This is a genomic window from Ignavibacteria bacterium, from assembly GCA_015709655.1.
Classification (GTDB): Bacteria; Bacteroidota; Ignavibacteria; order Kapaibacteriales; family Kapaibacteriaceae; genus OLB6.
This window is the reverse complement of record CP054181.1, coordinates 859,323-871,296: the sequence shown is the minus strand read 5'-3', so window position 1 is coordinate 871,296 and position 11,974 is coordinate 859,323. Positions and strand designations below refer to the sequence as shown.

Genomic DNA, 11,974 nt, shown 5'->3' with positions numbered 1-11,974 from the left:
AAGGCTGAGTTTGCTCTGGTGAGCTTCCTGGTGAGTTGGGTGCTGAACCTACGTTCAGGTTGGTGAATACTAGCGTGTCGTGAACCAACCTGCAGACTACGGTAATGGATTTGCTCTGGTCCGAGGTTTGCCAAGACAGGTTGATTTCATCGTCAAAGGCTGTTTTTGTAATGGCAGTGTCACCGTTGAGATTCCGCACCATGAGTTTGCTGCGTGTGCCTTGGCAGGAATCCATCGGGCAGGAAAGTAAATTGGTGTCACCGCTGGCCTATCCACGTTACTGCGCACTCAATTGGCCGGGTGCTCTCGGTGCACATTCAATGCCAGCACTCTGTCGGCCTTCCTGTTAACTGCTACCGGTAGTGTGTGGTAAACACTTGTGGCTGTACTGGTAGATCAATAATCCGGCGTTGCCACATTCTATGCAGTTGCTTATGGTATGCGCTGACCGGTGAGTCAGAGCGGCCTCGATGAACAGGGCAATGGCGCAGATAGGGCGCGTCACGTGGGGGCAGCAGCACAACGAGCAAGCAGTTGAACAGCGGTAAAACAATCGGCCACGCATATAGCAATGCTAAAGCAACTGTAACAGCTTCACGTATTGCCGGGCAATTAACCCATACGAAACCAGCAGTCCTACAGTATTGAAAACTGCGGGGATGGCAACCGGGGTTGATATCAACGGAATAACCGAGAACTGCTTCATGCGTCCGCCAAGCAGGTCGGCACTGACCTGGTTGGGAGGAATATTCTTATCGTTGGCAATCTTAATGACGGTTGCAAGACGCCGGGAGGTGCGCAGATACTCCACGCCCCAAACCGAGAGGAGGATAAAGTACGGCAGGGTTTGTCCGCTGCGTAATTCCACCAGATGACCGGCGTCAAGCATGCCGGCAAACTGTAGTGCATAAATAAAAATCCAGTAGCATCCTGCCAGCGTAAAGGCAAGGCTGACGAGTCGTTTAAACAGGCTGTACGGTTTTGAATAAACTGATTCAATTGTAGAATGAAGCATGCGGTAAAAGTAAAACAGTAAAAACAATGATTAGATACGGAACACAGAGTTGCACTGGTTAACGGTATTGTCATGCTAACATAGCAAAACCGGTGGGTGTTGGTATGGTGCAGCCACGTCTGCCGAGGTATTCAACCCTGCTGAAGCGCAACGACCGTCTTCGATTGGTTCAGAACTATGGATAGCTATGAGTGCTTTCACCGTAACCGGAAAGCCAATGTTGTGTAGAAAGTACGTCAGTGTTTGTCACGGCTGGGGCGTACAACCGTACACTGTTTATCGTCGTGCGTAGCGGCAGAGTACGGAGTGCAACACGTCAAACTGGTATAAATGATGATAGCAGCACACAGAAAGATTTAGCCACTGAACCGCTGCTATCGGGTAGTTGCTGCTAACTGTGGGCTTGGCAGGGTGATACAAAGTATAAATCTCGATTGTTATCAGATGCCCAATCGTATTCTTGTTGTCAGCAGAACAATAAGGATAATTAGGGAAAAAAGTGTTCCGACAGGTAAATACCAAAGTGTCAGAATCGAGAGGATTACGCCCAGTACGTATGCCCAACTCTGATGCGTCCATAATGCAACTACCCAGACTAACCAAGTCAAACCGTAGAAAATAAAGAGTGGTCCTAACTTGAAAACATCAACATTGAACATAGAGAACACATTTGCCCAAGGCCCGGGCTTTTCTGGTCCGATGTACGTCCCGTTGATAATGACAAACACTCCATCCAGCAGCATATAGCCACCATTGACTAATCCTAATACTGTAACTAAGATTTTCATTGTTGAAATAAACTCGGAATACCGGGGAAAAACGAAAATTGGTTTAATAGTGACGCACTAAAACCCGTGTGCAATTCGTATTGACATCCTTCCAATGCGTTGCAAAAGAGTTCTGTGCCCTTGATTCGCGGTTATTTCGTTGTCTTGCCACCCATTGCAGAAAGAGCGCTGTCAACAGGCTCCCACAGTTCTATCTTGTTTCCTTCCGCATCCATAATGTGAACAAACTTTCCATAGTCAAAGGTTTCGATACTGTCAAGCATGGTCACACCGTTGCTTTTAAGTATATTTACAAGGCCTTCAATGTTCTGAACCCGGTAGTTTATCATAAATTCCTTCTTTGAAGGAGAGAAGTACTCACTACCCCGTGTATTAGCCCCTTAAAAGACTGGACAGAAATCACGAACCAGATTTGTACCAGTTAACTTAGGGAACCATGTCAAGAACAAAGCGAACATTTACACCGGAAGACCGGCTGAGTCTTCTGCAGGAAGCGGAGCGGGAGGGATATTTGGCTACCTGTCTCAAGTACAATTTATCCCCATCTTTATTGGCAAAGTGGAAGCAACGGTATCTATGCAAGGGTGTCGCAGGGCTGAACCCCTCGTATAGGCGGATAGATCCGGCCGTACGAGCGTTAGAAGAAGAGAATGAGCGATTGAAACGTATCATCGCCCGACAAGCATTAGAGCTTGAGGTCAAAGGAGAGTTGCTAAAAAAACACCTATCCAACCAAGGAGAAAGTGATGATCATCCAGCGTTACTCCGATCGAGCCGCCGTTACGGTTCTTTCGCAGTGGCTAGGATTGCCACGGAGTACGTTATACTATACGCCTCGCCCGGGAAAACGTGGTAAAAAACCCAGCACACATACGCTGTATCACGGCTCGATGGTCCCTAATGAAGAGGTTGTTGACAAGATAAAGGAACTTATCAGTGGTCCGTACAATGCTTATGGGTACCAATCTGTTCATGATGATTTACGCCAATTAGGGTGATTAATCACAAGAAGACGTATCGCCTCATGGATGAGCAGAAACTTCTTCTTGGGAAAGTTATCCGTAGCCGTGGGAAACGCACGTGGGTGCAGTATAGGCAGATATCGGCTCATCAGCCGATGGAGTACTTATGTCTTGATATTAAGTATGTCTGGGTACACGGAGAAGGTCGGTGGTATTACCTACTCTCGATCATGGATGTGTTCAGCCGCAAGATTATCCAGTGGATCTTCCAGAGGAGTGTCCGCAAGCATGACGTGATCGTGATGTTTCGCAGGTTGCATACACAGTACAACCTCAAGGGAGTACTCATCAGAAATGATAACGGCTCCCAGTTTCTGGCCAATCAGGTGAGAAGCTATCTCGCTGAACTTGAAGCCAAGCAGGAATTTACCCATGTGGCTACACCCGAAGAAAATGCCTACATCGAAGCATTCCACAGCATTCTTCAACGGGAGCTGGTTGAACGATTTGAGTTTAGCAGCTTCTACGAAGCTAACCAGCATCTTCAACACTACATGCAGTGGTATAACTATGAGCGCAAACACAGAAAACTCGGCCGAATAACTCCACAGCAGAAATGGGAAACTGGTCTGCTCACTACGTCCACTCCGGAGTTCGCTCATGTGTCGGAACGAGCCAGGCTCGGTTCGAAGGAGTTCACAGAACATCAAACACAATTTCAGTTGTCAGGCATCACCGACCCAACAACTGATGCTGTTACTCGCCGCTGCTCAAACAAGAAGGAGAATAATCGGCACGTACTACATATCTTTAACAACAATTCTGTCTAATCTATTGGGGGTTGATACAGAGTACATTAAAGAAAGACCTGCAATACTTACGAAACGAACGAGTGCTGACGATGATTGGTAAGGGCAAAGGGAGTGTGTATGTATTGACTGGAGAAGAGTAACCCGAAACACTAGCCCGGCAACTACCATGAGACTGTTTCAAACAGTGTGTCAATGGCGCTACCTCTACCAAACATACGGAGTACCAGCCATGAACACTAGCACATTTGACTTCGAGTCATTTACGAAGCAGGCAGCCGAACGGCTCAAAGCAGGAGACTCTTTCTTCGGTCGTGATGGCGTACGAACGCCACTACGTAAAGAATTTGTCGAGGAGGCACTAGACGGGAACCCGGTGCCCATTGAGAATCGGAAAGCGACCAGTCTACACAGTCAAACCGGCGCAATGGACGCAAAACCAAGAGCGTGAACATGGGCATGGGGAAGGTTCCGAGAGGCACCGCACGACCACGCAGGCCCGTTCCAACCGCAGATTTTGCCTAAGCGTGAGCGAACACCTGGTGTGGACCCAGACAAGCAGATCATCGCCCTGTATGCGCGTGGCGCGAGCTACGGTGACATCCGTGATCACCTGATGGACATCTATGGCTTGGAGGCCTTGGTAGCTACCATATCGCGTGTCACCGACAAGATCCTGCCGTTGATTGCAGACTGGTGTGCACGGCTACTGGAGGCGGTGTACCCATTTGTATGGCTTGATGCCATTTACTACACAGTGCGTCATGAGGGCCGCGTGGTTTCGCGTGCAGTTTACTGCGTCATAGGACTCAACCAAGACGGTCACAAGGAACTCCTGGGACTCTACATCGGCGAGTCTGAAGGTGCGAAGTTCTGGCTGGGTGTTCTCACCGATCTCTCCAACCGAGGATTGCGCGACATGTTCATCGCCTGTATTGACAACCTCACCGGATTCGCTGAGGCAATTGAGGCTGTCTTCCCCCGGACACAGGTGCAGCTCTGCGTGATTCATCAGATGCGCAACTCCATCAAGTATCTCTCGTACCAGGATGTCAAGCCCTTCGTCAAAGACCTACACGGTGTTTACAAAGCCACGACCATTGAACAAGCCGAGCGAAACCTCGAGAGGCTCGCCACCCAGTGGGGAGCGCGATATCCCAAGGTTATCGAATCATGGAAGCGCAATTGGACTGAGCACCTACTTCGAATTCGACAAAGACATTCGTCGCATCATGGACACCACCAACATCATCGAAGGCTTTCACCGGCAGCTTCGCTCCGTGACGAAATCCAAAGGAGCATTCCCAAGCGACGAAGCCTTGATGAAGCTACTCTTCCTGGCTCAAGAACACAGTACTTCTAAATGGAACCGTCCCGTTCACAACTTGAATCGTACTGTAGCACAACTGTCAATCCTCTTCCCTGATCGTCTTCAACTACCCTTGTGACGTCAGCTGACACACTTAATGCAACACTCCCGTTTGCGTTATGGTTTCCTAAATACGACGGTTATAAAACTATTTAATGAATCCTGTCAAGTTATTTAGCGTGATACCATTGGCTAGTGAACCAAGAGCAATCTTGAATGGTAACAGCCAGGTGAACACTGCAGCAGCTCGATAACAGCACCGTTTTCCGGGTTTTGTAGTGACCGTCCTAAGATGTCATACCATTCAATATGCTGTAGAACTTCATGATCGCCCGGTTTACCTGAATCCGCGCTTGTTATGCGATCCTCATCAATCCGTGCAATAAACGGAGCCTGATCAGCCCCCTGCCCAAATACATACAATTTGTTCTGATCTTTATAAAGCGAGCTAAGACGTGATGGTCTTTGATCCTGCATGCTGAGAAATCGCTTGGTTTTTAATGCTGAATCGAATTCACAAATGAAACCGCGTGATGACGACTCAATCAATTCCCCGGCCGCAGGGTCATAATCGAGAATGTCTCCAACTGCAGTCACACTCCCGTCATTAGAGATCATCGCATCAAACACAGTAGGGTATGTATATTTTGGCAGAAACTCAACTACTAATTTAAGTTCACCAGAGCCGACGTTGTATCTCCAAATCTGCAGACCCCACCTTGGTTCAACTCTACTTGTAGCTGATGCAATGATCACAATGCTCCCATTGGTTTCGTCAGCGCCAATAAATTGGACGTCATATCTAAACTCACCTGTATCACTCCAAACCATTGTCTTCAGTTCATCTTCCGAATACATCCCTCGTACCATGATTCGGTTTCGGACTTCCATACTATTTATTACTTCCCTCCAAAACACTACAACAGTAGTATCCATAATTAGAATAGCCGACCCCATCAAAATATCATCATCATTTGTCACCTGCATCTTCCACTCACTGTGCCAGCCAGTTACAGTGTCCATGCAGTATGCAAACAATGTATCAGCAGTTAGTGTACTTACAGGCGTTGTGAAAGCAATGAGACTACCTTTGCCATCTATACTCCCAATTCTTCGATGGGCTGGCTTAGGCAGTTGCAACAGCGATGAATCTCTTGTCCTTCCGTTTACAAAGGAATATCTGTACATATCGCTGGCATACTCAAGATTTACTATAAGACACTCTCCAACACCCTCGCCAGTCATTCGGACGCCGGAGATCCTAGCATATCTGATTTTCGAGTTTTGTGGTGCCCAGGACCAGTTTGTTGTGTATGACAACTCATCGATCCCGTACAAACTCATGTTAAAGTAATCGCTCAACAGCACAATTTCACGTCCCACTTTTGTTTGGAAGGTTAAATGCTTGTTAGGGGGAATCGAGTCCAACACTTTCAATATTGTTGGTTCTACCCGAACTGATTCATCTATAGCAGCATGCACAGCAGTTATCTGAAGCACCAGCATGACCAAGACCGTTACTGCACGTGCCAGAGAAATCGTAGCACAGTACCTAATATTCATAACGTGAAAAATCATAACTCTGATGACTGTGTGATTCTATACGTATTACTCTTGAGGGCACATTGCTTTGCATGTTGTTGAGAGAATGGTTCCAGAAGGGGGCGGAGTGATTAATGGAGCATCATCGCATTGGAATGCTAGTATTTGTCCAGAATGAGTAAGAACTCGGGTTTGAACTGTATTTGTTTCGTTGTCGAAGCAATGTTCAAGAGTTGTTGTGCAACAGAAATGGGTGCAAAATGCAAGTTTGAAGAATGGATCGAGCAGAATGACTGGTTGTGTGGAGATGTAAGAGCTCTGTACAAGTTTGACACATGATCCTTGCACAAACTCCTGAGTTGTAAAGGTTGCTGGGCATGGATACAAGCTTGGGGACATTCCTGGACGGTTTATAAAATAATATTCGCTAACAACAGGTATGAGACTATTAAACATTCCAAGAACAAAATCTTGATCCACTGGGCCTAGATATCCTGATGGATACATCACAGATTTTAAACCTGCACAACCTGGGTCATTGATATCAATCGGAGCCCAGCCAGTTATACTGAGCCGATAGATTACTTCCGATCCCACTACGCAGAACCACGCCCTATACGTAACCAATAATTGACAATTCGGGTAATTCGGATGAGTCAGAATAACTTGTCCAGGACCTGCATTGCCAGGTAGATCTGCACCTAATTTTTCCATGCATATCGATTCCCTGAAACAAAACCAATTCTCCTGGCTTGTTACCAATTGAGTACAGAGTACAGAGTGCAGAGTCAGTACTACAAAAATGAGACTCTTCATGGATGTGCTTTAGTTACGCCTCAATATACGACCTTTTTATCTGTAACGTTTTCGGGCTGTGCCGCAGTGGGGGATTTTTTACACAAATGTTCAATAGATGCATTGTATCAGCCCCTAATAGATTAAACAGATTTGTTGTCAAAGATATGTAGTACGTGTCGGCTGTTCTCATCCATGTTCGAGCAACGGTCGGTAACAGCCTCAGTAGCTGGATTGGTGGTGCTTGGCACCAGAAACGGTATGATGTTCTGTGGAGCCCTTCGAACCGAGCATGGACGCTTCCGACACACGAGCGAACTCTTGAGCGGTCGTAGTGAGCGGAGCAGTTTCCCATTTCTGCTGTGGAGTTATTCGAGCGCGTTTTCTGTGGTTGAGCTTGTAGCCCATGGCTAAACTCAAATCGTTCAAATTCTACTTGCGACAGGTTGCCAGATATCCCTCCCGCTCCGCTTCCTGCAGAAGACTCAGTCGATCTTCCGGTGTAAATGTTCGCTTTGTTCTTGCCATGATTTCCTACGGTAACTGGTACAAATCTGTTTTGTGATTGCTGTCCAGTCTTTTAGGGGGCTAATACAATCAGCTTGTCCCTGCGCTGTCCTGCGCCGCGGTTATGGGTGTACTGCCTGGACTTGCCGGAGTATGCCCAGCATTCTCCTGTGTTATTGTTTGAGCGCAGCCAACAGGCTTGGCTCGATGCTGGGAGCGTTTGACGCCGGGTGTGGATCGTGTGCGTTCGCACGAGGTACTTTATCCATGTGACACTGACGCTGTGCGGATGAGTTTCCCGTAGAATACCAACGATCTGTATGCTTACTAACTCAACCTGCTCCTTCCTTACGACATTCGTTTCAGCGCGCGACGGGTTGGTTTTTTCCTTGCCACACCAGTATTGCATAAAAAAACTAAGGGCTATACCCGTTGAATGGTATAGCCCTGTTAGCAACGTCCAATAGCAGTTCTTATTCTGCTGCTGTTTCCGGTGCCTCAGCTGCAGGAGCTTCGTCGGCTGACGGAGCGACCTCTGCTGCAGGTTCTTCTGCAGGGGTATTGGCGGCCTCGGCCTTCTTGGCAGCGCGTTCTTTCCGACGTGCCTTCAGGCGGTTGTACCGGGCAAGAGCGCGTTCGCGGTGCTGTTGTACCTGTTGTTCGATTTCGGCAGGGGCAAGCCCCTTAAAGGCAAGTGCACGGTGCAGCATAACGCCTTCGCGACTAAAAATCTGACGTACAACGTCGGTAGGTTGTGCCCCAACATTCAGCCAGTAGATAGCACGCTGAGTGTCAACAACAACATTATTTGGTGTGGTCATGGGATCTACCCATCCCACACGTTCAATGGCAGCGCCGTCTCTGCGGGCGCGTCCGTCGATCGCAACGATGTCGTAGAACGGGTGTTTTTTACGACCCCTGCGACGCAAGCGGAGTTTGACCATGGTGGTCCCTTTTTAAAATAAGTGAGTAATTAGTGTTTGCGTGCCGGCTGGCGTATGGGCTGTCCACCAATTGTAGGTTTCCCGCCTTTTGCCATGGTACGCATCATTTTTTGCATGTCTTCGAACTGTTTAATCAACCGGTTTACATCCTGGATGGTAGTGCCGCTGCCCAAGGCAATGCGTCGTCTGCGCGATCCGTTCAGTATCCGTGGGTTCCGGCGTTCTTCGTGAGTCATCGACAGGATCACGGCTTCGACGCGGTTCATCGCCTTATCGTCGATCTGCACGTTACGGAGCTGCTTATCCATACCGGGAATCATTCCCAGCAGGTCGCGCAGCGACCCCATCTTTTTAATCATCTTCATCTGAGCAAGAAAATCTTCGAAGGTGAACTGGTTTTTCCGAATCTTTTCTTCCAGGCGTTCAGCCTCTTTTTCATCGATTTGTGCCTGAGCTTTCTCAACCAGTGAGAGCACATCGCCCATGCCCAGAATGCGGGAGGCTATTCTCTCGGGATGGAAGAGTTCCAAGGCATCCACTTTTTCGCCGATACCAACAAACTTGATAGGCTTGCCCAGAACCTGGCGGATAGAGAGTGCGGCACCGCCCCGGGTATCGCCGTCAAGCTTTGTAAGCACAACGCCGGTAAGGTCCAACCTGTCGTTAAACGCGCCGGCGGTGGTCACGGCGTCCTGACCCGTCATGGCATCACACACAAACAGAATTTCATGTGGCTTGAGCAGCTCCTTCAGATCGGCCACTTCCGCCATCATCTCATCATCAATTGTCAAACGTCCGGCAGTGTCAACAATCACCACGTCGCGCCCATACTTCCGCGCATAGGTCAGAGCCTCGGTTGCAATTTCCTGTGGTTTTGCGTCATCCTTGCTGAACACCGGCAGAGAGATGCTTTGTCCTAGTGTACGCAACTGGTCAACAGCGGCCGGACGGTACACGTCGCACGCAACCAGCAGCGGCTGTTTACCTTTTTTCTTCAGCGAGTATGCCAGTTTAGCGCAGAAGGTAGTTTTACCGGAGCCCTGTAATCCTGCAACCATAACGATGGTAGGGGGCTGGGGCGCAAGTGCAAGATCGGCTTTTTTTGACCCCATCAGCTCCACAAGCTCATCGTGGATGAGCTTGATCATCAGCTGTCCGGGCTGCAGATTACCTTTTACCTCGATACCAAGTGACTTCTCCTTTACCGTTTCGATAAATGACTTGGTGACGGAGAATGCAACGTCGGCATCCAGCAGTGCAGTACGCACTTCACTCAGAGCCTCGGCCACATTTTCTTCGGTAAGCCGGCTTTGTCCGCGGAAACGCTTTAGCGCTCCCTCTAATTTTTCCTGTAGTGATTCAAACATAGGCGTTTCAGAGAACGGCAAAGATACGAGTTTCCCCGTTATTCTGTGCAGAATAACGGGGAAACTCGGGTATGCTTTCGGAGTATGAGTTAGTGGATTACGGAAATCCCGGCAGAGCCGACTACGCGGCCTGATGATCCGATAACTACGGCACGGTAGGCACCGGCCGGAAGATTCTCAACATTCAAGGGGCCGCTGATACCGCTACCGGATACGGTGAGTGGCGTGGAGAGCATCTGCTCGCCGTGCGCCGAATACAAGAGTGCGGTAGCCGAGGTACCGATGGCAGCAGCCTCACTGTTGCCAAACGGAATCATAAGATTAAGCGTAGCAGAAGCCGGATTGGGTGAAAGCTGCCAGTCCGAGCCGTGCACCAGTTCGGCAACCCATTCGGTTTGCGGCTGAACAACCGACAGTTTGTCGTTGATTGTACCGTTGGGCTCGATGAGGACAAGATTGTAGAGCGGACCGCTCTGGTTGGAATCCGGGCCAAAGAAACCGGTGAGCAGCATTGTTACTGCACGCTTTGTACCCCGCAGATCGGCAATCCATCCACGAATTGGCGTCCCGTTGGTAGTGCTGTACAACCACACGGTATCAATGGCCGGCTCTACCATGATGTATTCCGGTGAGTACGCTGTATAGGTAAGCGCCCCGGCATAGGTGTTCGTGGCGTTGCGGACATCCACTGTGCCAAGGTCGGTGACTGTATGTATGGTGCGGACGGCTGTCTTAGCAGGATCGGTTGATTCTTCAAGAGCACCCTCGGCTACAATGTACTGGAGAACGGCGGGAGCACCGCTGGCGGTATTGCTGAACGATGCAGTATCGCTTACACCGCAAACAACAACCTGATACGTTCTGCCCGGGCGCAGCGGCTCGAGGGTATCGCGGAAGAAGGCTTCGCTCTCCTTGGTTGATGTAGCCGATCCGATTGAGATGATAACAGGTGTTCCCGCCTCATAATCGATAAAACCGGTGGCCTTTTTATAGGCAAGGTTATCGGCGGCACGCGTACCGTTTACGTACAAATCCACCATGGCAAGGACGGGATCTGCCGAAGCATTGATCAACTGCATCCTGGACTTCTGCGAACCGGAAAGCATGGGGTATTTGATAACGGAGCCATTGTCGAGTGTGGCAAGCAGATACAGGCCATTCTCACTTTTGTTATTATCGTTAGGGATTTTAAAGCCTGATGACGTCAGGAAGATCACATCGCTGGGAATTGTCGAGAAGTCACATTCAAACGAAGCCAGGACATTGTTTTTATTACCGGCAACAGTCAGATCAATTGTGTATAGCTGACGTTTGACGTTCTTGGTTTCTGTCGTGGTGCCGCCGTATTTCACAGACGTAAACACCGGAGCTGCTGCGCCGCGGAGGTACACGTCAACCGACTCCATATCGGTAACGCCGTGCGAGAACATCAGGCCAACTTCGCCAACCACCGGTTCAGGGTTAGGCACAATCTGCTGCTTAACTCGCAGATTGATTGGCTCTCCGTCCGGGTTGGCAAGCCAGCCATCCGTTCCCTGCACTCCGAACAGTTCAACCTGGTATCCCGCATCCGCTTCAGGGGTGAACGAGAACCGGACAACGGCATCATCTTTTGACCCGCTATTTGCAGGGGCAACATCAATGAACACCTCCAGGCCTCCAAAGATAATTGCGTCGGTAAACATTAAACCGTCCTTGTAGTTTACATTGTCAGCCTTTGCGGTGTTATCGTACTGGGTAATGTACACATCAACCTGTGCCATTGCAGGGTCGGGGCTGTTGTGAAGGAAGGTAACGGTGGCAGTTTGTGCGGAAACTCCCACCCAGCCAAGGATGAATAAAACCAGGCTTAGTAATAAAAAATGCTGTTTCATTG

The 11,974-nt window shown here is 49.1% G+C and carries 9 protein-coding genes and 3 pseudogenes; 4 read left to right on the top strand and 8 right to left on the bottom strand.

Annotated features, from left to right (window positions below; genetic code table 11):
- Positions 1 to 574: 574 nt before the first annotated feature.
- The 3 genes and pseudogenes from HRU79_03585 to HRU79_03575 form a co-directional block, all read right to left on the bottom strand.
- A complete protein-coding gene (locus HRU79_03585; protein QOJ25777.1) occupies positions 575 to 1,015 on the bottom strand; it encodes a hypothetical protein in 441 nt (146 codons plus the stop codon).
- 440 nt (positions 1,016 to 1,455) lie between these two features.
- The gene (locus HRU79_03580; GenBank protein QOJ25776.1) at positions 1,456 to 1,803 is read right to left on the bottom strand and encodes a hypothetical protein; all 348 of its coding nucleotides are present in this window, start codon (positions 1,801 to 1,803) and stop codon (positions 1,456 to 1,458) included.
- Between the two features lie 131 nt (positions 1,804 to 1,934).
- Positions 1,935 to 2,168 (bottom strand): annotated as a pseudogene (locus tag HRU79_03575) (VOC family protein).
- Positions 2,169 to 2,239: 71 nt separating this feature from the next.
- Here HRU79_03575 and HRU79_03570 point away from each other — a divergent pair.
- The 4 genes and pseudogenes from HRU79_03570 to HRU79_03555 all read left to right on the top strand — a co-directional run bounded on the left by HRU79_03570 (position 2,240) and on the right by HRU79_03555 (position 5,022).
- Positions 2,240 to 2,550: pseudogene (locus HRU79_03570) on the top strand (transposase).
- A complete protein-coding gene (locus tag HRU79_03565) occupies positions 2,550 to 2,801 on the top strand; it encodes a hypothetical protein (protein ID QOJ25775.1) in 252 nt (83 codons plus the stop codon). Before HRU79_03570 ends, HRU79_03565 begins: the two are co-directional and overlap by 1 nt.
- Positions 2,798 to 3,595: a DDE-type integrase/transposase/recombinase gene (locus HRU79_03560; GenBank protein QOJ25774.1), complete on the top strand. Its 798-nt coding sequence runs from the start codon at positions 2,798 to 2,800 to the stop codon at positions 3,593 to 3,595. The genes HRU79_03565 and HRU79_03560 overlap by 4 nt, the downstream gene beginning before the upstream one ends.
- A gap of 211 nt (positions 3,596 to 3,806) precedes the next feature.
- Positions 3,807 to 5,022 (top strand): annotated as a pseudogene (locus HRU79_03555) (IS256 family transposase).
- Positions 5,023 to 5,135: 113 nt separating this feature from the next.
- On the opposite strand, the gene HRU79_03550 reads toward HRU79_03555, so the two are convergent.
- The 5 genes from HRU79_03550 to HRU79_03530 form a co-directional block, all read right to left on the bottom strand.
- On the bottom strand, positions 5,136 to 6,506 hold the full coding sequence (locus tag HRU79_03550) for a hypothetical protein (protein ID QOJ25773.1): 1,371 nt from the start codon (positions 6,504 to 6,506) through the stop codon (positions 5,136 to 5,138).
- 1,354 nt (positions 6,507 to 7,860) lie between these two features.
- On the bottom strand, positions 7,861 to 8,196 hold the full coding sequence (locus tag HRU79_03545) for a hypothetical protein (GenBank protein ID QOJ25772.1): 336 nt from the start codon (positions 8,194 to 8,196) through the stop codon (positions 7,861 to 7,863).
- A 64-nt stretch (positions 8,197 to 8,260) separates the two neighbouring features.
- Positions 8,261 to 8,731, bottom strand: a complete 471-nt coding sequence (rpsP, locus tag HRU79_03540; protein ID QOJ25771.1) for a 30S ribosomal protein S16 — start codon at positions 8,729 to 8,731, stop codon at positions 8,261 to 8,263.
- A gap of 29 nt (positions 8,732 to 8,760) precedes the next feature.
- Positions 8,761 to 10,098 carry a signal recognition particle protein gene (gene ffh / locus HRU79_03535; GenBank protein QOJ25770.1) on the bottom strand — a complete coding sequence of 446 codons (1,338 nt, stop codon included), beginning with the start codon at positions 10,096 to 10,098 and terminating at the stop codon, positions 8,761 to 8,763.
- Positions 10,099 to 10,187: 89 nt separating this feature from the next.
- A complete protein-coding gene (locus HRU79_03530) occupies positions 10,188 to 11,972 on the bottom strand; it encodes a DUF4397 domain-containing protein (GenBank protein QOJ25769.1) in 1,785 nt (594 codons plus the stop codon).
- Between the last annotated feature and the right edge of the window lie 2 nt (positions 11,973 to 11,974).